21 protein-coding genes are annotated in these 21,490 nt (G+C 71.6%); 12 read left to right on the forward strand and 9 right to left on the reverse strand.

Annotated features, from left to right (window positions below; translation table 11 throughout):
• Positions 1-24: 24 nt before the first annotated feature.
• Positions 25-1,287, forward strand: coding sequence for a DNA repair protein NreA (gene nreA / locus FY251_RS00665; RefSeq protein WP_148413010.1), 1,263 nt, complete (start codon positions 25-27; stop codon positions 1,285-1,287).
• A gap of 36 nt (positions 1,288-1,323) precedes the next feature.
• The gene (locus FY251_RS22345; RefSeq protein WP_004970081.1) at positions 1,324-1,497 is read left to right on the forward strand and encodes a hypothetical protein; all 174 of its coding nucleotides are present in this window, start codon (positions 1,324-1,326) and stop codon (positions 1,495-1,497) included.
• Positions 1,498-1,530: 33 nt separating this feature from the next.
• On the opposite strand, the gene FY251_RS00670 is transcribed toward FY251_RS22345, so the two are convergent.
• From FY251_RS00670 to FY251_RS00685, 4 genes are read right to left on the reverse strand one after another with little or no spacing between them, the layout of a single operon-like run.
• Positions 1,531-1,986 carry a DUF302 domain-containing protein gene (locus tag FY251_RS00670; protein WP_089779029.1) on the reverse strand — a complete coding sequence of 152 codons (456 nt, stop codon included), beginning with the start codon at positions 1,984-1,986 and terminating at the stop codon, positions 1,531-1,533.
• Positions 1,987-2,036: 50 nt separating this feature from the next.
• Entirely contained in the window at positions 2,037-2,630 is a 594-nt protein-coding gene (locus FY251_RS00675) for a GrpB family protein (protein WP_148413011.1), read from the reverse strand.
• On the reverse strand, positions 2,627-3,298 hold the full coding sequence (locus tag FY251_RS00680) for a type II CAAX prenyl endopeptidase Rce1 family protein (RefSeq protein ID WP_148413012.1): 672 nt from the start codon (positions 3,296-3,298) through the stop codon (positions 2,627-2,629). The genes FY251_RS00675 and FY251_RS00680 overlap by 4 nt, the downstream gene beginning before the upstream one ends.
• A gap of 2 nt (positions 3,299-3,300) precedes the next feature.
• The gene (locus FY251_RS00685; protein ID WP_007274349.1) at positions 3,301-3,582 is read right to left on the reverse strand and encodes a DUF5789 family protein; all 282 of its coding nucleotides are present in this window, start codon (positions 3,580-3,582) and stop codon (positions 3,301-3,303) included.
• A 171-nt stretch (positions 3,583-3,753) separates the two neighbouring features.
• On the opposite strand from FY251_RS00685, the gene FY251_RS00690 reads away from it, so the two are divergent.
• Positions 3,754-4,758 carry a YihY/virulence factor BrkB family protein gene (locus FY251_RS00690; RefSeq protein ID WP_148413013.1) on the forward strand — a complete coding sequence of 335 codons (1,005 nt, stop codon included), beginning with the start codon at positions 3,754-3,756 and terminating at the stop codon, positions 4,756-4,758.
• Positions 4,759-4,773: 15 nt separating this feature from the next.
• Here the strand turns inward: FY251_RS00690 and FY251_RS00695 are convergent, their stop codons facing one another.
• The 3 genes from FY251_RS00695 to FY251_RS00705 are packed head-to-tail and all read right to left on the reverse strand — an operon-like array spanning position 4,774 to position 7,519.
• Positions 4,774-5,337 carry a Mut7-C RNAse domain-containing protein gene (locus tag FY251_RS00695; protein WP_148413014.1) on the reverse strand — a complete coding sequence of 188 codons (564 nt, stop codon included), beginning with the start codon at positions 5,335-5,337 and terminating at the stop codon, positions 4,774-4,776.
• Positions 5,334-7,082 carry a DNA polymerase/3'-5' exonuclease PolX gene (gene polX / locus FY251_RS00700; RefSeq protein ID WP_148413015.1) on the reverse strand — a complete coding sequence of 583 codons (1,749 nt, stop codon included), beginning with the start codon at positions 7,080-7,082 and terminating at the stop codon, positions 5,334-5,336. The genes FY251_RS00695 and polX overlap by 4 nt, the downstream gene beginning before the upstream one ends.
• Positions 7,079-7,519 (reverse strand): DUF5788 family protein, encoded by a 441-nt coding sequence (locus FY251_RS00705; RefSeq protein ID WP_148413016.1) that lies wholly within the window; start codon positions 7,517-7,519, stop codon positions 7,079-7,081. The genes polX and FY251_RS00705 overlap by 4 nt, the downstream gene beginning before the upstream one ends.
• Positions 7,520-7,853: 334 nt before the next feature.
• Between FY251_RS00705 and FY251_RS00710 the strand changes: the two genes are divergently transcribed.
• Complete coding sequence (locus tag FY251_RS00710; RefSeq protein ID WP_148413017.1) at positions 7,854-9,203, forward strand: alkaline phosphatase family protein; 1,350 nt, start codon at positions 7,854-7,856, stop codon at positions 9,201-9,203.
• 21 nt (positions 9,204-9,224) lie between these two features.
• On the opposite strand, the gene FY251_RS00715 is transcribed toward FY251_RS00710, so the two are convergent.
• Positions 9,225-10,328, reverse strand: a complete 1,104-nt coding sequence (locus FY251_RS00715) for a glutamate-cysteine ligase family protein (RefSeq protein ID WP_148413018.1) — start codon at positions 10,326-10,328, stop codon at positions 9,225-9,227.
• 203 nt (positions 10,329-10,531) lie between these two features.
• Positions 10,532-11,614 carry a tubulin/FtsZ family protein gene (locus FY251_RS00720; protein ID WP_148413019.1) on the reverse strand — a complete coding sequence of 361 codons (1,083 nt, stop codon included), beginning with the start codon at positions 11,612-11,614 and terminating at the stop codon, positions 10,532-10,534.
• 122 nt (positions 11,615-11,736) lie between these two features.
• Here FY251_RS00720 and FY251_RS00725 point away from each other — a divergent pair, with 122 nt between their 5' ends.
• The 8 genes from FY251_RS00725 (at position 11,737) to FY251_RS00760 (ending at position 21,467) form a co-directional block, all read left to right on the forward strand.
• Entirely contained in the window at positions 11,737-12,366 is a 630-nt protein-coding gene (locus FY251_RS00725) for a hypothetical protein (protein WP_148413020.1), read from the forward strand.
• Positions 12,363-12,824 carry a hypothetical protein gene (locus FY251_RS00730; protein WP_148413021.1) on the forward strand — a complete coding sequence of 154 codons (462 nt, stop codon included), beginning with the start codon at positions 12,363-12,365 and terminating at the stop codon, positions 12,822-12,824. The genes FY251_RS00725 and FY251_RS00730 overlap by 4 nt, the downstream gene beginning before the upstream one ends.
• A 32-nt stretch (positions 12,825-12,856) precedes the next feature.
• Entirely contained in the window at positions 12,857-14,839 is a 1,983-nt protein-coding gene (locus tag FY251_RS00735) for an ATPase, T2SS/T4P/T4SS family (protein ID WP_148413022.1), read from the forward strand.
• Entirely contained in the window at positions 14,833-16,602 is a 1,770-nt protein-coding gene (locus FY251_RS00740) for a pilus assembly protein (RefSeq protein ID WP_148413023.1), read from the forward strand. Before FY251_RS00735 ends, FY251_RS00740 begins: the two co-directional genes overlap by 7 nt.
• Before the next feature lie 90 nt (positions 16,603-16,692).
• A complete protein-coding gene (locus tag FY251_RS00745; protein WP_148413024.1) occupies positions 16,693-17,163 on the forward strand; it encodes a hypothetical protein in 471 nt (156 codons plus the stop codon).
• Positions 17,141-17,533 carry a hypothetical protein gene (locus tag FY251_RS00750; protein WP_148413025.1) on the forward strand — a complete coding sequence of 131 codons (393 nt, stop codon included), beginning with the start codon at positions 17,141-17,143 and terminating at the stop codon, positions 17,531-17,533. Before FY251_RS00745 ends, FY251_RS00750 begins: the two co-directional genes overlap by 23 nt.
• Positions 17,530-18,414 carry a hypothetical protein gene (locus FY251_RS00755; protein WP_148413026.1) on the forward strand — a complete coding sequence of 295 codons (885 nt, stop codon included), beginning with the start codon at positions 17,530-17,532 and terminating at the stop codon, positions 18,412-18,414. The genes FY251_RS00750 and FY251_RS00755 overlap by 4 nt, the downstream gene beginning before the upstream one ends.
• On the forward strand, positions 18,402-21,467 hold the full coding sequence (locus FY251_RS00760) for a hypothetical protein (RefSeq protein WP_148413027.1): 3,066 nt from the start codon (positions 18,402-18,404) through the stop codon (positions 21,465-21,467). Before FY251_RS00755 ends, FY251_RS00760 begins: the two co-directional genes overlap by 13 nt.
• Positions 21,468-21,490: the final 23 nt, after the last annotated feature.

The raw sequence follows: 21,490 nt of genomic DNA on the forward strand, positions 1-21,490 counted from the left end.
CCGCGGGCGACCCACATCCGGTGAATGCGGCTCGACGAGTACATGGACATCGAGCGGGACGAGCGCGCCGAGCGGCGGCGACTCGCCGAGGAGAAGTCCTACGGCATCCTCGACCACCTCGAAACGTTCCAAGACCGGTTCGAGGAGACGGTGCAGGGAGACTCGCTGTACGGCGGCGTCTCCCCCTCTATCTTCGTCGGGCGGTCGAACTACCCGAACGTCTCGACGGGCATCCTCTCGCCGGTCGGCCACGACGAGGACGCCGCCTCCTTCGAGACGAGCGCGGCGTGGTACGACGAGGGCGTGAGCATCGACGACGTGTTCCAGCGGCGCACCTCGCTTCTGAACTCGAATCGCGGGACGAAGGTGACGAACGTCGCCGACTCGTGGGACGGCTTCCTCGGGACCCAACGCGAGGTCGCCATCGCCGACCGCCCCGTGACGGTCGAAATCGGCCTCGACGGGAAGCCGTCTCTCGACCTCGACGCCGCCGCCGACGACGTGGCGACGCCCGTCGGCCCGCGGGCCCGCGCCCGCTCGGCCGACCTCGCGGAGAACCCGCACGTCCCCAAACTGGTGCAAAAGACGCTCGAAGACGACGACTGGAACGCCGAGGGCGCGATGACGTACCTCTACCGCCGCGGCTTCGACGTGTACGACATCAACACCATCCTCTCCGCGGGCGCGCTCGGCCAGACCGAACAGCGCCGACTCGTCCCGACGCGGTGGTCCATCACCGCGGTCGACGACACGCTCGGCCAGTACCTCCGCGGACAGGTCAAACACGCCGACAGCGTCGACGGCGTCGAAATCTACCGCAACGAGTTCATCGGCAACGCCTTCTGGGTCATCCTCGCGCCGGGGCGCTGGGAGTTCGAACTCATCGAGCTGAAAGCGCCGGGGAGCGTCTGGAACCCCGACCCCGAGGCGGGAATGTACCTCGCCGCCGACCGCGAGGGCTACGAGGGCCGGACCGGCTACGTGAACGAGACGGCCGGCGCGTACCACGCCTCCCGGCTCGGCGTCCTCGAACACCTCCAAGACCGCGGCCGACAGGCGAAGGCGCTCGTCATCAGACACGTCTCCGACGACTACTGGGGCCCGGTCGGCGTCTGGCAGATACGCGAGTCCATCCGCCACGCCTTCGAGGGCGAGACGGCCGACGCCGAGACGTTCGGCGACGCCGTCCGCGACGTGACGGAGTACCTCCCGGTGTCGCTTTCGGACCTCCGCCGGAAGTCCACGATGGCCGCCGGTCTCCAGACCGACATCTTCGACTTCGCCTGAGCAACGTATTTTGACAGTCGGGTAATACGTTCTCGCATGCTCCCGTTACAGGTACCCGGCGGTCCCGAACTGCTCATCATCATCCTCATCTACGGCATCTTCGCGCTCCTCCCCGTGGTCGCGGCGCTCGTCGCGCTCTACCTGCTGTACAAGATTCGCGGCGACGTAAAGCGCATCGCGGACGCGCTCGACGCGCGAGACGGATTGTAAGTCGAGACAGCCGGTTGCGCTTCGATACCCCGCCTACGCCTCGGCCGCGTCGAGGTTGGCGAGCGCCTGTTCGACGAGTTCGCCCGTGTCGGCGATGATGTCGGCCATCTCGTCGTCGTCGGGCGCGATGCCGATGAGTCGGGCGACGCGCATGATGCTCAGGTGGTAGACGACCTGCTTGCCCGGCTCTTCCTCCCAGATGACCACGTTGCACGGGAACAGCCCGCCCATCTTGTTGTCGGTGGCGTCGAGCGCGCGGTCCGCCATGTTCGGGTTACACGCCCCGAGGACGTAGTAGGGGTCGCGGCCGGCGTCGACCTTCTCGTTGAGCATCTCGGAGGGCGAGAATTCGGTGGCGACACCGAACCCGGCGTCGGTAAAGGCCTCGCGGACGCGCTCGATTGCCGCCTCGTGTTCCATTTCGAGGACGACGCGTTCCTCGCCGATGTCTTCCGGTTTGATGGCGCTGGGGTCGATTGGGAGTGCCATGCACCTCTCTTGATGCTCCGACGGGGAAAAGGTATGGTAGTGTGCCGACTTCACACGAGCGAGTCGTCGAGCACCGATTCGACGAACGATGATTTCGCGGCCGTGTATCGACTTCGTTCATCCGGATGCGCCTCGGCGAGTTTGCGCTTGTGTCGCTCGTACTCGGCCGCGAGGCCGTCGTCCGCGCGGAGCGCGTCGCGGAAGGCGACCTGCTCGCGGTGGCAGTCGCTTCCGAGTTCTGTTAGAGAGAGGTAGTGGGTCCGGCGTTCGGGCGGGCCGCGGACGAAAAACCGGCGGTCGGGAACGTCGTTGTCGGGGCGCTCCTCGTAGCCCGCGGCTTCGAGCGCCCGCGCGACGCCCTCGGCGTCGTCGAGGGCGGAGACGAGGACGAGCAGGTCGATGATGGGTTTGGCGGCCAGCCCCGGAACCGCGGTGCTCCCGACGTGTCCGAACCGGACGCCGTCGGCGTCGCTACCACCACTACCGGCGTCGTCGCTGTCGAGTCGCGGTCGAAGACGCTCGACCTCGCGCTCGTACGCCTCGCGCCAGCGCGGGTCGTGCGCGAGGAGTTCGACGGTGCCGCGGGCGAGGCCGAGCGACGGTGACGGTTCTTCCTCTCTCTCCGCGTCGTCACCGTCGCTCATAGCGGAATCGGGAGCCACTGGAGCGCCGCGGCGACCCGGTCGGGCGGGAACAGCGGCGGGTGGAGCACGAGCCAGTCCAAGAGCACGAGGCCGCCGCCGTGGGCGACGATGGAAGGGAGAATCGAATCGCTCTCGTAGTCGACGAGGCCGAACAGCACGTCCGTCGGAGCGGACAGAAGAATCTCTATCGGGGGTTTGCCGACGTGGTGGAAGGCGTAGAGAATCGGACTGATGAGTGCGCTCTTCCGGCCGATTTCGCGGACGCCGACGCAGAGCAGGCCGCGGTAGTACGTCTCGGCGGCGACGACGACGAGCAGTTGCTGGGCGGCGTGCGGGAGAAAGTCCGCGAGCGCGGTCGAGGTGTGCCACATCGGGTAGTACGCCCGAATCGACGGCAGGCTCGACCCGACGAGGTAGAAGGGGAGGACGAACAGCGCGAGCAAAAGGGTGTTTCGGAGCGCCGCGCGGTCGACGTTCCAGCCGAGGTTGCGGCCGTGGGCGAGCGCGAGCGCTCCGGGTACGAGGATGAACAGGAGGGCGTCGTGGACCGCGCGGTAGGTGAGGTCGCCGGCGGGAAGCGGCCAGAGGCTCCACGCGGCCCCGACGACGCCCCCGACGATGAGGGCGCGGTAGAGCCACGGGAGACCGGCGAGCCGGCGGCGTAACACCGCTAGTCCGTCTGGACCGGGCCGCGACCGACGATGTCGAGCACGTCGTCGACGAAGGCCTGTCGCGTCTCGAAGTAGGTCTCGTCGGCCTCGGCGAGCACGTCTTCGAGGCTCTGGGGGCCGTCGGGCGTGCGGATGACCGCGTCGCCCTCTTTGTTCAGGATGCTGCTCTTTTCTTGCGGCCACGTCAGTCGGGAGGCGACGCGCGCGAGGGGCGCACCTTCGACGGACGCGCCCGTACCGAGTTCGACGGCGGGTGCCTCGTCTGCTTCCTCGTCAGCCATGCGCGGGGATTAGCCACCGCGCATGATAATCCCTTCGAGATTCACATGTACCGCCGCCGCGCCGCCGGCGGCGTATCGGGTCGCCGTGCGCGTGTCGCCGCCCTGCGACGTGTCGAGAAGTAGATACTCGTCTGACGCATCGTTTTAGGGGCTGCTTTCGTAGTCGGTGCCATGACTAGTCTTTCGGAGGCGTACCACGGTGGCCGGGGCGGGCCGAGTCTCCGACGGCTGTCCCTGGGCTTCGGGGGGTTCCTCCTCGGCGTGCTGCTCGTCGTCGCGGGCATCGTCGTCGCGACCACCGACGTGTACACGTCCGGCGGGGCGACCCTCGGCGAAGCGCGCGAACTCGGGGGCATCCTCGGAGGCATCGGCGTCCCCGCCGTCTTCCTCGGCGTCCTCGCGGTCCTCCCCGCGAGCCGTCGAACCCGCGCCGCGTCGCTCATCGGCGCGAGCATCGCCGTCCTCGGCGTCGCGCTCTTCTCGTACGCGTACCCCTGTCAGTGGACCGGCGCGACCTGCGGGGCCGGCCTCCCCGACCTCACGCTCGAAACCGTCGCCGTCTACTTCTTCGGCACGGTCACGACGTTCTGGTGTCTGTTCGTCGGCGTCGCCAACTTCAAGACGCGGAACGACCCGGGCGGCACGGCCACGGTGCAGGTGACGAAGAAAGGCGAGACCCGCGTCGTCGAAGTCGAGAACTCCCGCGGCGGACTCGGCGGCATCGGCTTCCTCGGCGGCACGCCCGACGGCGACGTCCAGACGCAGACGAATCAGTCGACCGCGACAGCCGGGTCGGGGGCGACTGCGACCGCCGGCGCGACCGACGGCGGCGCGTCGACGCAGGACATCACCCCGCTCGACGCCGAATCCTCGGCGTCACCCGGCGGGGCGGAGACCGCCGACACCGCGACGGCGAGTCGCTCCGGCTCCGCCGGCTCCTCCGGCGTCGACACGGTCCAGTCCAGCGAGTCCGCGCGCTCGCCGGCCGGCGCGGCCGACCACCCCGACGCGGACCGCCCGGCGAACGCCACCGTCGGCGACCGCTACTGCGGCAACTGCACGTACTTCGAGTACGTCCGAACCTCGGACGGGCTCAAACCCTACTGCGCGGCCCACGACGAGATGATGCAGGACATGGAAGCCTGCGACGAGTGGTTCCCGCGCCGCCGCGAGTAGTCTTCTGACGACCGCTTACCCTTCTTCGCCGTCCAATCTCGCTTCCACGTCGCGCCAGTGGCTCCCGCGCCAGAACACCTGTCCGCAGTCTCGACACCGCCACAGCGCCGTCTCCGCCGGGTCGGGCGCGTAGTCCGGCACCGACTCGTCGCGGCCGACGGCCTCCACGCGGCCGTTACAGACGCCACAGCGCGCCGGCTCCTCGTCCAGCGAGACCGCGAAGCCGACCGATTCGAGTTCGCGGAGTTGCGCGATTGGCTCCCGCTCGGCGAGGAGGACGCTCCGCGGGGCTCGCTGGGCCAGTCGCACGTCGCGGGTGAGGAGGGCGCGCCCCTCGGCGTCCGCCCGCGCGAGCAGTCCGTCGTCGCCGGGGTCGGTTCGGGGGTCGCGACCGCCGTCGGACTCATCCGCCTCGTCGCCGCCGTCGAGCGCGTATTCGGCGTCGTAGCCGCACATCCGCAGGTACGTGGCGAGCTTGCCGAGCATCACGTCCAGGAGAAGCGCTGTGTCGTCGGGGGCGGCGCGGTCGACGCCCGAGGCGACCGTGCCGGGATGGTCCGGCCCGACGTCGTCGGTCACTTGAGGAAGTCGGTCAGCTCCTCGACCGACCGCGCGTTCAGCACGTCCGCGGTTTCGACCCAGCCGCGGCGGGCCGTGTGGACCCCGTAGCGGGCGTGGTCGAGTTCTCCCGGTCGGTGGGCGTCGGTGTCGATGACGACGGTCGCGCCCGCCTCGACGGCGATTTTGAGCGCCTCGCCGTTCAGGTCGAGGCGGTACGGGCTGGCGTTGAGTTCGAGCGCGACCCGGTTTTCGACGGCGGCCTCGGCGAGTCGCTCGTAGTCGAGCGGGAGGCCGGGGCGCTGGTTGATGAGCCGGCCGGTCGGGTGGCCGAGGACGTTCACCGCGGGGTGTTCCATCGCGGTGACGAGCCGTTCGGTCGCCGTCTCGCGGTCCTGGTCGAGCGCGCTGTGGGGCGAGGCGACGACCACGTCGAGTTCGGCCAGCACGTCGTCGGCGACGGAGATGCCGCCCTCGGCGTCGATGTTGGCCTCGACGCCGGTGAACACCGCGATGTCGGCGTCGTCGGCGACGGCGCGGACCTCCTCAACCTGGTCGAGCAGGTCGTCGTCCTCGACGCCGACGCCGCCGACCATGCCGGGGCCGGTGGCGTGGTCGGTGACGGCGTGGTAGTCGTAGCCGTGCTCTTCGGCGGCCGCGACCATCTCGGCGATTGTGTTGTCGCCGTCGGACCAGTCGGTGTGGGTGTGGAGGTCGCCCCGGAGGTCGCCCTCCGCGAGGAGGTCGGGCAGGTCGCCGTCGGCGGCGCGCTCGATCTCGCCGGTGTCCTCGCGCATCTCCGGCGGGACGAGCGGGAGGTCGAGCGCGGCGTACATCGACTCCTCGGTGTCGCCGGCGACGCGGGTTCCGGCCCGCGGGCCGTCGTCGGGGTCCTCGACGTCCGAGACGTCGAACATCCCGTACTCGTTCATCTTGAGGCCGCGGTCGATGGCGATGTTGCGGAGGTGGACGTTGTGGTCCTTGCTCCCGGTGAAGTACTGGAGCGCCGCGCCGTACTCCGCGGGGTCGACGACGCGGAGGTCGACCCGCATCCCGTTCACCCGGACGCTCGCTTTCTGCTCGCCCGCCTCGATGGTGTCGCCGACGAGCTCCCACGCGAGGAAGCGGTCGATGACCGCCTCGGCGTCGGCGCTTTCTGCGAGCACGTCGATGTCGCCGACCGTCTCGCGCCACCGCCGCATCGACCCCGCGGGTTCGACCCTGCCGACGGCGTCGTGGTCCCCGAGGTACGAAAGCAGGTCGTCGGCGACGGGCCGGGCCCTCCCGAGCAGTTCGCGGCCGGTCGCCTCGCGGGCGAACTCGATGCCGTCGAGGATGTTCGCCTCCGTCTTCGCGCCGAACCCCTTGACCTCCTGTATCTTCCCGTCGCGGGCGGCCGCTTCGAGGTCGTCGAGGTCGGCGACGCCGAGCGCCTCGTAGAGTTTGCCGACCGTCTTCGGGCCGACGCCCTCGACGCTCGTCAGGCCGGCCATGTCGACCGGCAACTCCTCGCGGAGTTCCGCCAACTCCTCGATGCGACCCGTCTCGACGTACTCGACGATTTTCGAGGCGATGGCGTCGCCGACGCGGTCGATTTCCTGCACCGCGTCGTCGCCCTCCTCGGCGAGTTCCTCGACGGGCGTCGGGTGCTCGCGGACGTTCTCGGCGGCGCGGCGGTAGCTCGACGGCTTGTAGGCCACGTCTTTCGCCTCCAGCAGGTCGGCGAACTCCTCCAGCAGGCTCGCTATCTCGTCGTTTCGGCTCATCGGCCGCCCCGCTTGCCCTTGCCGCCGTCGCGGCCCAGCGCCTTCTTCAGGAAGTTCATCCAGCGCTTCTGGTCCGCGGCGGTCTGGCGGTGTTCCTCCTGTTCGAGGTCGACCGGCCGAAGCTGTTCGAGGGCGTTCAGCGCCCGGTCGATGCCGACGATGTCCTCGACCAGTCGCCGGCCCTCGTCGTAGCTCACCTCGTTGTCCTCGATTCGCTGGAGCCGTTCGAGGCGCTCGCGGCGGAGGTTCCGCTTCGCCTGGTCGACGCGCTCTTTCTCGCCCGACGGGACGGTGTCGCGGCGCTTTATCTCGAAGACGAACTCCCTGAGGTCTATCTCCTCGCCTTGGACCTCGATGCGGTCGGGAATCTGTGCGCCGACGGTCGCACCCTCCCGATTGACGCGCTCCAAGAGCTGTTTACGCTCGAACTCCTTCACGCCCTGTCGTTGTCCCGCGCGGCACTTCGCTCCTTCGCCCGGCCCGGTAGACCTCCTTCGCCCCGCTCGACACACCCCCGATTCGGACCGACTGTCTCGCCGAGAGACGGTTCGGGGCCGCCCCCACCGGAGCGCGCGCGGCCGGCGTCGGTGGCGTCGTTCCCCCCGACGGGCCTGATTCGGGGTTGACAGGTCGCCGACGGCGACAGCGCCTCTCGTTCGCCCGGAGAGATTCGCCGCTTTCTCCGACAGCGGCCGCGTATCCGTCGTCTCTCGTCGCAAACTCCGGGTGAGAGACGAACCTTCTTATGGTTCGTCTCGGATACCGTGAGGTATGGGTTTGTTCGACCGTCTCCGCGGCAAAGATCACCCCCGCGTCGCCTTCATCGGCATCGACGGGGTCCCGTTCACTCTCCTCTCTGAGCATCCCGACGAGTTCCCCAACTTCGCGGCGCTGGCCGACGAGGGCTCTGCGGGCGACATAGACAGCATCGTCCCGCCGGAGTCCTCGGCGTGTTGGCCGGCGCTCACGACCGGCGTCAACCCCGGCGAGACCGGCGTCTACGGCTTCCAGGACCGCGAGGTCGGCTCCTACGACACGTACGTTCCGATGGGCCGCGACGTGCAGGCCACCCGCGTCTGGGACCGCGTCACCGACGCCGGCCGCGAGGCCACCGTGATGAACGTCCCCGTGACGTTCCCGCCCCAGCGCAACGTCCAGCGCATGGTCTCGGGCTTCCTCTCGCCCGGCGTCGACAAGGCCGCCTACCCCGACGACTTCCGCGACGCGCTCTCCGAGATGAACTACAAGATAGACGTGAACGCGAAACTCGGTCACGACGACGACAAGACCGCGTTCATGGAGGACGCCCGCAAGACGCTCGACCGGCGCTACGAGGCGTTCGAGCGCTACATCGACCAGGACGACTGGGACCTCTTTTTCGGCGTCTTCATGACGACCGACCGGGTCAACCACTTCCTGTTCAAGGACTACGAGCGCGACGGGAAGAACAAGGACGCCTTCATGGAGTTCTACCGCACCGTCGACGACTACCTCGGTCGCATCCGCGACGCCCTCCCCGAGGACGTGACGCTCATCGTCGCGTCCGACCACGGCTTTACCTCCCTCGACTACGAGGTCCACTGCAACACCTGGCTCGAAGAGAACGGCTGGCTCTCCTACGAGGACGACGACCACGACGCGCTTTCGGACATCGACGAGGAGTCGAAGGCGTACTCGCTCATCCCCGGCCGGTTCTTCGTCAACCTCGAAGGCCGCGAGCCCCGCGGGTCGGTCCCGCAATCCGAGTACGAGGCAGTCCGCGACGAACTGAAGGCCGAACTCGAAGCGCTCGAAGGCCCCGACGGCAACAAGGTCGCAGACCGCGTCGTCGTCAAGGAAGACGCCTTCCGCGGCGACCACGACGACATCGCCCCCGACCTCGTGGTCATCCCGAACCACGGCTTCGACCTGAAGTCCGGCTTCAAGGGCCACGACGACGTGTTCGGCGTCGGGCCCCGCAACGGGATGCACTCGTTCGACAACGCGACGCTGTACGTCGACGACCCCGGTGCGGTCATCGAGGACGCCGACCTCTACGACATCGCGCCGACCATCCTCGACCTCATGGACGTCGAGTACAGCCGCACCGAACTCGACGGCGCGAGCCTCATCCAGCAGTAAGCGGTCGGCGGTCTCTCACTCTTATTGCCGTACTGCGCTCCGTACGTCCCGTTCGAGCCGGTCCGCGTGAGTCAGCCGCAGTTCTCGCGCGTCCGCGGGCGTGATCGTCTCGCGGCCGTCTATCTCGTGTGACACCGGGCTGTAGGCGTCCACGTCGAAGCCCATCCGGTCGAGGTACGACCGCACCTCCGTGGAGTCCAGTCCGTCCTCGATGGCGGCGTTGACGTACCGGAGCACCGCGTCGAACTCGGGGAGGACGACCCCCTCGTCCGTCACGCGCCCGTCGTCGCCGTCGATTCTGAGAGTCGCGTCGTCGAGGCGGTTCACCACGTCCGCGACGCTGTTCGCCAGTCTGAGCACGTCGCTCGGGAGCGAGCAGTCGGGCGAGCGCCATTCGACCGTGCCGAACTCGGCTCTGAGCTGCACCGGCGTCCAGACCGCGCTCTCGGGGTCGAAGTTCGCCTCGATGGTCGCCCGGTCGACGCCCTCCTCCTCGGCGCGCACGAGGAACTCCTCGAACCGGCGTTCGAGGCGGCGAGACCACTCCCGCGTGTCGTCGGCGTAGCGCCACAGCCGACCCTGATGCGGCACGTCGTCGTAGGTCATCCGCCGGTACAGCTTCGACCGCGCGCCCGCCGCCAACCGACGGCCCTCGTAGTACGGCGAGGAGTTCACGAGCGCCAACGCGGGGTCCAGCGCCACGAGCGCGTTGTACTGGTCGATTTCCCGACCGGGACGCTGTTCGACGTGGACGTGCGTCCCCACGCAGTGTCGCGCGTACTGGAAGTCCGACCCGACGACGCGGTTCTGGATGCGCGTCCGGTCGCTCTCCAGTTCCGTCACCACCTCGTCGCTGAGCGGTGTGGCGAGCGGGACGAGCCGCTTTCCGACCTCCTCGGCCCGAGAGAGGACATCGCCGAGCCGTTCGTACAACTCCTCGCGCAACTCGGCCGACGAGTCGCACGGCGTCGTTTTCACCTCCAACACCGGTTCGACGAACTCCCGTTCGGCCCCCGACGAGGCGTCGACGAGCCCGCCCGGGTCGGTGAACGAACCGTCCTCCTCGACGACCCAGTACTCGACTTCGATACTTCGCCGGAGCGGGCCCGAAGTCGACTCAGACATGTCGACCCCGGCGTCGCGCCGAGTCGACTCTCACACGCATCGCTTCGCTCCCCCGAAAGAAATACTTGTTAACACATAGCATGAGTGGGCGGGGATACGGAAAAAACATTCGCAGACTGGACGATGCTCGCGGAATCGCTGGACGAACGTCCTCGAAACCCCTCGCTCGGTGGTCGTTCGAACCACAGCGACCGCGTCGGCGCTCACAGCAGGTCGTCGAGGTCGTCGTTGTGCCACATCTCTTTGGGGTCCGCTCGCGTCTCGGTCTTCGCCCGGTCGATGGCCTCGCGGGCGCGCTCCATGAACGACTCGACCCGCTCGGAGCGCTCGACGCCGCCGAGGAGGACGAGCGACGCGAGCCGGCCGCTCTCAAGCGGAAAGTCGCCGCCGCGGACCTCCAGACTGCCGGTCTCCTCTTCGACCCAGCGGCGCGCCCGCTCGACGCCCTTCCGCGGAATCGTGTCGGGTTCCCCGGCGATGACGACGAGCGCGGAGTCCGCGTCGCTCGCGTCCGGCAGGCTCGTCCCCGTCAGGACGGCGCTGCGGGTCGTGCTCATGACCGCGTTGATGTTGTCCTCGGCGTTCGGGGAGGCCTCGGCGCTCGCGTATCCGAGCGCGGCGATACCTCCGGAACGGAGGGTGTTGATGACCTCGGAGCTGTCGACGACGCTCTCGCCGACGCCCTCGGTCGCCTCGCCGGCCGCGAGGAGCAGGCCCACGCGGCGAGCGATGGCCTCGTTGATGGCGTCGTAGCCCTCGCTCACCGACTCGCCGGACGACCGGAAGGCGTCGTTGTCGACGAGGAGGACGGCGTCGGCCTCGCGGGCGACGGTCTTGAGCGACCGGCCGGCGTTCACCTGATACATCGCCCCTTCGTCCCGTCCGGGCAGGATTCCGAGAACGTACACCGGCACGTCGTAGACGCGGGCGAGCGCCTTCGCGAGGACGGGCGCGCCGCCCGAGCCGGAGCCGCCGCCGAGGCCGGCGACGACGAAAATCGACTCGGCTTCGGCCGTCACGCGGCCGTCGAGGGCAGACATGACCTCGGTCTGGTCCGACTCCATGACCTCGGCTCCGAGCTCGTTGTCGCCGCCGACGCCGTGCCCGCTGACGCGGTCTTGGCCGATGAGCAGGGTCTCGACCGGAAGCGACTGGAGATCCGCTTTCGCGGTGTTCACCGCAATCGCGTCGAGCACCGCGCCGAACCCCATCTCTCGGTCGAACGACTGAAGGGCCGACGTGAGCTTCCCACCCGCCTGCCCCACACCAATCAGGACGGTCTTCATACGTGATTCACTCGGGCGGTCGCCTTGAACATTCCTCACATGAGAACTGTTAACTCACACGGCCGGCTCGAACCGGTCCTCGCCCCGGAGCTTTATCACGGATGGCGGGACCACGCCGGCCCATGACGACCGACCCGACTCGCCCCGACGCCGCTGCCGACGCCGAGCTCGCTTCGCCCGCCTCCAGCGCTCCGCCCGCGACGGACCGCACCGCCGACCTCGCCGCGCGACTCGACGCGGTCGAACGCACCATCACCGACGGCGACGCCGACTTCTCGTCGCTCGAAGACCTCGCGGCCGTCGAGCGCCGGGTCGCCGACCTCGAATCGGCGGTCGAGTCGCTCACCGAGCGCCTCGACGAGATGGACGCCGCGACGCAGGCGATGCGCGGCTACCTCGGCGGGGTCCGCGCGGTAAACGAGGACGTCGAGCGCCGGGCGAACGCCGCGCTCGCCAAGGCCGAGTCGCTCGAATCGGAACTCGTCGACGAGACGGCGTCGCCCGCGGCGGACCGCACGGCCGACGCGCTCGCCACGGACGCGACGACGTCCCCCGCCGCTCGGTCCGCCGACGGAGACGGCGGTGACTCCCGGCGCGCCGAGGGGACCGGTACCACCGCCCGCGTCGCTCCCGACTCAGGCGTCGCCGACTCTCGCCCCACTGATTCGTGCGCCGCCGACTCTCGCACCGCCGACTCCCGTGACGACCCCACCGACCGCGGACTGGCCGCTCGCCTCCGCGACGCGCTGTGATTCGCGTCGTCCTCGCGTGTCTCCTCGCAGTCGCTATCGCGGGCGTCGTCTTCCCGGCGGCCGACGCGGCCCGGGCGGACGCGACGACCGTGAAAATCGGCACGATGGCCGACGACATCGCGCACGCCGCGACGGCGCTCGCGGCCGAGGAAGACCCGACGCCGGCCGGCGTCGCGGGCGCGCGGCGGCGCGTCGTCCTCGACGTTCCCTCCGGGTCGTGGCGGGCTGCGGGCGTCTCCGAACTCGCGGTTCGCGGCGGCGACGGCGTCGAACTGTCGGCGAGCGTCGCCACCGGCCCGACCGTCGTCCGCCGCGTCGGCGGTCCGCGGACTCGCGTCGTCGGCGACCGACTCGTCCTCGGACCGGGCGAACACCGCCTCAGACTGACGCTCGAAGCCGATTCGGGCGGTTCGGTCGTCGTCATCGCCCCCGCAACGGCCAACTCGTCGGCGGCGTAGGTTCAAATACCCGGACGGGGCCACGACCCCGTATGCCCCTCGACTCACCGTCTATCGACTCTCTCTCCGAAACCGTCGCCGCGGCGCTCCCCGACGCGCTCGGCGACCGACTCGCAGACGCGACCGGCGCTCGGGACGCGTCCCGCAGTTCGTCCGCCGACTGCGGCTGTGAACCCGCCTTTTCGACGCCCACCGACCGCCCCGACGACGACACCGTGACGCTCGCGGTCGACGCCGGCGGCTGCCCGCACCGCGGGTCGCTTTCGACCTCGGCGGCCTGTCGCGCGACAGTCGTCGAGGCGCTCGAAACCCGCGACGCCGACCGACTCGTCGTCCGCGCCGACGGACTCGAACGCCGGTACGACGCCGACGCGACCGGCCTGCTCGTCGCCGCCGGCCGGTTCGCGGAACGCGTCCGCTTCCGCGACGACCGCCTCGCCGACCGCGCCCGCGAGGACCCGCTCGGAGCCGCCCACGAGGCGACGGGTCGCGCCGGACCGGTCCGCCGCGCGGCCGTCGAAACCGGGCTCGCGGAGGGCGCGTCAAGAAGCGCCGACTACGGCGACGCGCTCCGAGCGGTCGTCGGGCCGACGCTCGCGCGGTCCCGCGTCGACCCCCGTCCGCCCGCAGATGGGCGACTCGTCGCGGCGACCGACCTCGACACCGGTGCGGTCGCCCGCCGGTACGACCGCCCGCGCGGGCCAGTCTACCACCTCACGCCGCCCGAATCGACGCTCGACGGCCGCGCCGCACGGACGCTCGAAGCCGCCCACGACCGACTCGCCCGCGGCACCGTCGACGCCGGCCCCCGCGCGCCGGGCCGCGCCGTCCGACTCGTCGCGGACGCGGACGACCCGGTCGAGACGCTCGCGGCGGTTCTGGCGAAGCACACCGCGGGCAACGGCGTCCTCGACGACCTGTTTTCGGACCCCGCGGTCTCGGACGTGTACGTCTCGACGCCCGCCGAGGAGAACCCGATTCGCGTCGTCGCGGACGGCGTCTCGATGCCGACGAACGTCCGCCTCGCGCCCGGCGGCGCGGAGTCGCTCGCCTCCCGCCTGCGCCGCGTGAGCGGCGCGTCGTTCTCCCGCGCCGACCCGACGCTCGACACCGTGGTCGAGGCCGGCGGCGCGAACGTCCGGGTCGCGGGCGTGACCGCGCCCGCCAGCGACGGGCTGGGCTTCGCGTTCCGCCGCCACGACGAGACGCCGCTGACGCTTCCCGCGCTCGTCGCCAACGGGACGCTGTCGGCCGACGCCGCGGCGCTCTGCTCGCTCGCGGTCGAACGCGGCGCGTCGGTCCTCGTCGCCGGCTCTCGCGGAGCCGGCAAGACGACGTTTCTCGGCTCGCTCCTGTGGGAACTCCCGCGCGACGTTCGAACCGTGCTCATCGAGGACACGCCGGAGCTCCCGGCGTCGAGCCTGCTGGACGCCGACCGCGACGTGCAGACGCTCCGGACTGACACGACCGGCGGCCCGGAGCCGACGCCGCAGGAGGCGCTCCACGCGGCGCTCCGTCTTGGCGACGGCGCGCTCGCGCTCGGCGAAGTCCGGGGCGAGGAGGCCGCCGTCCTCTACGAGGCGATGCGCGTCGGCGCGAACGCCAACGCGGTCCTCGGAACCATCCACGGCGACGGAGCCGCCGACGTGCGCGAGCGCGTCGTCTCCGACCTCGACGTTCCGGCGTCGTCGTTCGCCGCCACCGACCTCGTCGTCACTTGCGAGCACGCGGACGCACACCGCGTCGCCCGAGTCGAGGAGGTCCGCCCCGTCGGCGACGACGCGGCGTTCGAGACGCTGTTCGAACACGACGGGCGCGCGCTCGAACCGACGGGGTCGGTCGCGCGCGGCGACAGACTCGCGGTCGAGTCGCTCGCACGCCCCGGCGAGTCGTACGCGGACGTGCTCGACGCGCTCGACGCCCGCGCCGCCCACCTCGCCTCGCTCGCCGAGACGGAACGGACGACGCCAGACGACCTCGCCGCGGCCCGCGCGGAGCGTGGTTCGGGATGCTGAGCCCGGACACGGCCACGAGCGCGGGCGCGGACTCCGATGCGTCCCGGTTGGCCCACGCGGCCGCGACGACGCTCGCGCGGCTCTCGCCCGACTCCATCGACGCCGAGCCGAGCGACGAGCTCCGCCGCTCGCTGGCGTTTCTCGACTCGGACCTCCCCTCCGAGACGGTCGTCGCCGCGGGCTACGGCGCGGCGCTCCCCGCCGGACTGCTCGGCGGACTCGTCGCCCTCGTCGCTCGGCTCCCGACCGTCACGGTCGTCTTCGTCGCGCTCGCGGCCGCGCTCGGCGCGACCCACGCGGTTCACACGCTCCCCGTCTGGCTGGCGACGCTCCGCCGGACGCGGGCGCTCGGGAACGCGCCGGAACTCGTCGGTCGCATCGCGCTTCGGATGCGAATCGAGCCCTCGGTCGAGCGGGCCAGCGCGTTCGCCGCGCGCGGCGGCGACGACCCGCTTTCGGCCTCGCTCGCCGCGCACGCCGACCGGGCCCGCGGGACGCCGACCGCGGGGCTTTCGGAGTTCGCCGACGCGTGGCGCGCGTGGTTCCCGGCGCTCGACCGCTCGACCGCGCTCTTACAGACCGCCGCGGACGTTCCCGCCGGCGAGCGCGACCGGGCGCTCGACCGCGCGCACGAGGTCGTCCGCGAGGGGACCCGCGACCGCCTCGCCGACTTCGTCGGCTCCGTCCGCGGACCGGTGACGGCGGTCTACGCCTTCGGCGTCCTGCTCCCGCTCGCGCTCGTCGGCGCGCTCCCCGCCGCCGGCGTCGCCGGCGTCGGCGTCACCGCCGCGCACGTCGCGTTCGTCTACGATGCGGTGCTTCCCGTCTGCCTCCTCGCCGCGGTCGGCTGGGTGCTCGTCCGGCGGCCGGTCGCGTTCGCGCCGCTCTCGGTCGACGCCTCCCACCCCGCGGTCGACGACCACCGACTGCTCGGCGTCGCCGGCGGCGCGGTCGTCGGCGTCGTCGGCTTCGTCGCCGTCGACGCGCTCGTCGCGCCGTGGCTCGCGCCGCTGGCCGCCGTCGGGCTCGGAACCGGGACCGCGCTGTTCGTCGCGGCCCGTCCGGTCGTGGCGCTCAGAGCGCGCGTCCGCGCGGTCGAAGACGGTCTCCCCGACGCGCTCTACCTCGTCGGCCGCGCCGTCGGCGAGGGCGAAGCCGTCGAATCCGCGCTCGCCCGCGCGGCGACCTCGGTCCCCGGCGAGACCGGCGACCTGCTGGACGAGGCCGTCGGCGTCCAACGCCGCCTCCGCGTGGGCGTCGCCGAGTCGTTCCGCGGCGAGTACGGCGTCCTCGAATCGACGCCGAGCCGACGCGTCGCTGGCGTTGCGACGCTCCTCGGCCTCGCCGCCAGCGAGGGCCGCCCCGCCGGTCGCGCCATCGTCTCGATGGCCGACCAGCTCTCGGCGCTCTCCCGACTCGACGCCGAGGCCCGTCGCGAACTCGCGTCGGTCACGGAGACGCTGTCGAACACGGCCGCCGTCTTCGGCCCGCTCGTCGCCGGCGCGACGGTCGCGCTCGCCGACGGGATGGCCCCCGCGAAGACGCTCGACCAGACGGCCGTCGCGACGCCGCTTTCGACCGCCGACCTCGGACTGGCCGTCGGCGCGTATGTCCTCCTCTCGGCGGTCATCCTGACGACGCTCTCGGTGGGCGTCGAACACGGTCTCGACCGTCACCTCGTGGCCTCCCGCGTCGGCCGCGCGCTCGCGTCGGCGACGGCGACGTTCGCCGTCGCGTTCGCCGCCGCGGGAACGCTCGTCTGAGTCGCGGTCCTCGCGGCGCTCGCCACCACCCCCGCTCCCGTCGTCGTCTCGTGCTGAGGTTTATATACTCGGACGGGACCACCCCGGTCTATGCTCGACGCACCGCTCGATACGCTCTACACGTGGGCCGCGCTCTCGGTGGCCGCGACCGTCCTCGTCGGGACGGTCGCCGGGCTTCCGACCACGCCCGCGCCCGACGCTTCGGGAGTCGCCGACGCCGTCGACACCGTTGCCGTCGCCGACTACGACGCGACCGCCGAACACGACCTCGACGCCGACGCCGTCCGCGTCGGCCCGCGCCGCATCGGACTCCGAAACGACGGCGGCGCGGCGCACGCCACGTTCGGATTCGGCCCGGTCACGCCGGCGTCGCCCGACTCCCGACTCGGGTCGGTCGCCGCCGGCACACCGCCGAGCGCCGTCTTCGACTCGCCCGCCGCGTTCGCCGCCGCGGCCGAGACCGCACGCGACCGGGACGCCTCGTGGCGGCCCGCCAGCGAACTGCTCGTCGTCCGCCACGTCAACTGGGAGGGAACGGATGTCACCGTCGTCTCGGCGTAGGGCACAGACCTCGCCCGTCGCCGCGCTCACCGCGCTGTTCGTCGTCTGCGCGGCGATTTCGTGCTACGCGACGGTGCTCGATGACTCGTTGCCGACCGCCGACCGCGACCTCGCGCCCGCCACGCTGTCGAACGTCGAGTCCGCCCTCGCGGACGACTCGGGCGTCGTCGTCGCCTCGCGGCTCTCGGACGCCCGCGACGCCTGCCCGGACGGCTTTTCCTGTCGCGTCGTCGTCGCGGTCGACGACGACCGCCGCGCCGTCGGCCCCGACGCGCCCGCCGACGCCGACGCCGACTCGACGCGGGTCACCGTCCGCGCCGAACCCGGACGCGTCCGCTTCGGAACGCTCCGCGTCGAGGTGTGGCGATGACCGACCTCGTCTTCGACGTGACGGTGTGTCTGCTGCTCGTGAGCGCGAGCATCGGCCTCGTCGTCACCGCGGACGCCGGCGCTGACACCGGCCTCGGCGGCGATGCCGCGGTCGACGCCGACGGGGTCGCCTCGTCGCTGGCGACGAGCACCGCGACGATCGACTACTCGCTCGCCCCCGGCGTCGACGCGGCCGACGCGTCGTTGCTCGATGCCGACGGCGTCGACCCGCGCGAACTCGAACGGACCGCCCACGGCAGTCTCGCCGGACTCCTCGCCCGCGCGACGCTCGGCGCGGTCACCATTGACGGCGCTCGCGTGACCCGCGCCCGCGACGACTTCCGGAAGCGGACCGCCGCCCGCGTCGCCTCCGAACTCCCGACCCGCGGCGTCTCGGTCGCCGTCTCGTGGACGCCGTTTCCCGGCTCGTCGGTCCGTGCGAACGACACCCTCGGTCCCGCGCCGCCGTCCTCGGCGACGGTTCACTCCGCGACGCTCGACGTGCCGAGCGGGTTCCCCGCCGCCCGGGAAGACGCGCTCGCCGCAAGCGATGACGGCTTCGACGCCGTCGCTCGGCTCGTCGCAAACCGGACCGTCGCCGGGCTGTTCCCGCCGGCGCTCGCCCGGCTCGCGCTCCGCGGCGACGAGCCGGTGTCGACGCTGATGGCCCATCGGTACGAGCGGACCGGCGCGCTGGCGGGGGCCTCCGTCGTGCCCGAGGTCGCCCGCGAGGAGACCCGCGCCGCCAACGCCGACCTCGCGGCGGCGCTGAACCCGCGGTTCGCCGAGACGATGCGCGACCGGTACGACACCCCGCGCGCCGCCGCCGAGGCGGTCTCAGTGGGGCGCGTCACCGTCGTCGTCAGGACGTGGTCGCCGTGAGACTCGCCGACGACGACCGGGGCCGGGTTCCCTTCGCCCTGCTCGGCGTGTTACTGCTCGTCGGGAGCGCGACGTTCTCCGGCGCGCTCGCCGGCCACGACCCCGTGGCCGACCGCCGCGTCGACGACGCGATGGACCGCGCAACTGCGCAATCCGACGCCGCTATCCGCGCGGCCGTCGGCGACGCGGCTCGCGCGGCCGCGGCGAACCCCGTCACCTCGCCCGCGAACACGACCGTCGGACGCCTGCTCTCCGACGAGCGCCCCTTCCGCGACTATCTCCGGCTTCGCATCGCGCTGGCCGCGACCGAGCGACTCCGCGCCGTCTCGGTCGCCCGCGGCGACGTGAACGCGACAGCGACCCTGCCGCGACCGACGAACGAGTCGACCCTCCGCGACGCGATGGACCGCGTCTCTATTTCGAGCCGCGAGAACGGGACCGTCCTCGTCGCGACGGTCGAGAACGTCTCGGTCGAAGTCGCCCGCGGCGGCCGCACCGTCGCCGCCGAGTCCGTCACCGCGACGGTCGGCGTCCGGACGCCCGTCCTCGCGCTCCACGACCGGACCGAGGCGTTCGAGCGCCGCCTCGACGCGAACGCGCTGGACGGCGGGACGCTCGACGCGACGGTGACGACCGCGCTGTGGGCCTCGGCGTGGACCCGCGGCTGGAGCCAGTACGCCGGCGCGCCCGTGGACAACGTCGTCTCGAACGACCACGCCGCGCTGGCGACGAACGCCGGCGTCCTCCTCGCCGAACGGCAGGCGTTCGGGGCGACAGACGCCGACGCCCGCGGCGCGACCGGTCGCGCCGCCGTCAAAACCGGTGCCAAGAGCCTGCTCTCGCAGACCGGCGCACCGGCCGCGCCCGAACTGGCGAACGCGCTTCCCGCGCCGAACCCGGACGCGGCGTCGGCCGCGAGCGAGATACCGACGAACCGGACCATCAACGCCTCCGTCGGCTCCGCCGCCGACCACGCGCTGGTCGGCCTCCTCGACGGCCGCGGCGACGCGCCGGCCTACGACGACGTGGTCGCGGACGCCCACCGCGCCGCGGTCGAAATCGACGCCGAGACGGACGTTCTCTCCCGGACCGAAGACCCGCCGGAGAACTCCGGACGCGGGTGGACGCTCGTCAGCATCTCGACCGACACGTCGTCGTCGGCCGAGACGGTCCCGACGAGAACGCCGGCGGTCGAAGCCGACACCGTCGTCGTCGACGCCGGCTCCCGAATCGTGACGACGGTCGAGACGACCACTCGGACGTTCCGTCGGGGCAACGAGACGCTCCAGACCGAAGCGCGGACGGAGACGAGGACGCGCGTCGACCTCGCGGCCGTCGTCGACCCGGCCGCCGTCTCCGCCCCCGTGCGCCCCATCGACCCCGCGAGTTCCCCCGGCGGCGCGCTCGACGGCGAGAACTTCGCCGCGGCCGCCGACGCGGCCGCCGACATGGTCGTGACGCGCGGCGGCTTCGACGACATCGCCCGTGACGTCGTCGCCGGCAACTCGCCCGAACCAGAGCAGGCGAGCGCGCCGATGGCGTCCGGTCTCGACCGCTGGGTTCGCGCGGACCTCATCGCCCTCGCCGACCGCGTCAGCGACCGGCGCGTGACGGCGTCCGCTCGGCGGGTCGCCGCGGGCGAGGTGAATCTCGCCGCGGAACTCGCGGCCGACCTCCGCGCCGACCGCCGCGACCTCGTGGGCGCACCGGCCGCCTACGACGGCGTCGCGGACCGGGCGCGCGTCGCGGTTCGCGCGACCTACCTCGACCGCGTGCTGGCGACGCTCGACCGCCGGGCGAACCAGACCGCGGCGGCGAGCGACGCGGCCAACAACGCGAGCGAGGGTGCGAATATCGGGTCGCTCTCGGAGGCGGTCCGCGCCGAGGAGATCGTCCGCGCGGCGCTCGGTGACTCGCGAGCCGACGGCGCGAACGGAACTGCCAACGAAAGCGGCGTCAGATTCGTCCCCGACGCGGACCCGATGTACCTCTCGCTCGGCGGCCTCGACGGCTCCGCGGTCCCGACGGTCGCCCGCGGCGGCACCTATCACCCGCTCGTCGCCCGCAACACGAACCTGTTTACGCTCCCCTACGGCGACGCCGCCGACACCGTTCTCGAACCGGTGTTCGGCGCGAGTCGCCGCGTCCCGCTCCGCGTCGCGGCCCGCGCGCTCCTCGCGGCCGACTCGACGCTCGAAAACGCGAACGGAACGAACGAGACGCTCGCCGACCGCCGCGACAGGCTCGAAACCGCGGTCGACCGGTCGACGTTCCCCGCGGAGGAGGCCGCCCGGCACACGCTTCGCGCACACACCAACCACTCCGTGACGGAGCGCCAGCGGATTCTGGAGCGCTCGCTCGGCGCGTGGGACGACCCGGCTCACCGGGCGCTGGCGATTACGAACGGCTCCGCGGCGCGCGCAATCGCCGTCGAGGCAGCCGCTCCGGGAACCGTCGAAGCCGACCTCCTCGAACGCCGCCTCGACGACGCGTTCCGAACCGTCCGACGCGGCCGCTCGACGACGGTCCCACAGCGCCTGACGAACCGGACCGTCGAGACGACGCGAACCGCTCGTCAGCAGGCCGTCGCCGACGTGGCGACCGACGCGGCGATGGACGCCACCGAGGACGCGGTCGCCGACCGCCTGAACGACACGCTCGACTCGCGGTTCGACACGTCGTTCAAGCGCGTTCCCGCCGGGATGCCGGTCGCGCCCGTCCCCGGTTCCTGGTACGCGACGGTCAACGTCTGGGACGTGGCGGTCGCCGGCGAGTTCGCGCAGTTCCGCGTCCACGCCCGCGGCGACACGGAGTCGCTCACGTACGCCCGCGACGGGTCGCCCGTCGCCCTCGACTGGGACGGCGACGGCGTCGCCGAGACGGTCGGCCGCGGCGACCGCGTCGCGTTCGAGGTGCGGACGCCGATCGTCGTCGCGGTCCCGCCGTCGGGCGTCGGTGTCGGCGACATCGACGGCAACGCGGACGAGCGCTCCGAGGGCTGGGCGGGCGGCCCGGGCTGTACTGTCGCGGCCGACTGCCCCCTCGACGAGTAGCCGCCAATACGACCCGAGTGGCA

It is taken from the genome of Haloferax sp. KTX1 (assembly GCF_902410085.1).
Lineage (GTDB): Archaea > Halobacteriota > Halobacteria > Halobacteriales > Haloferacaceae > Haloferax > Haloferax massiliensis.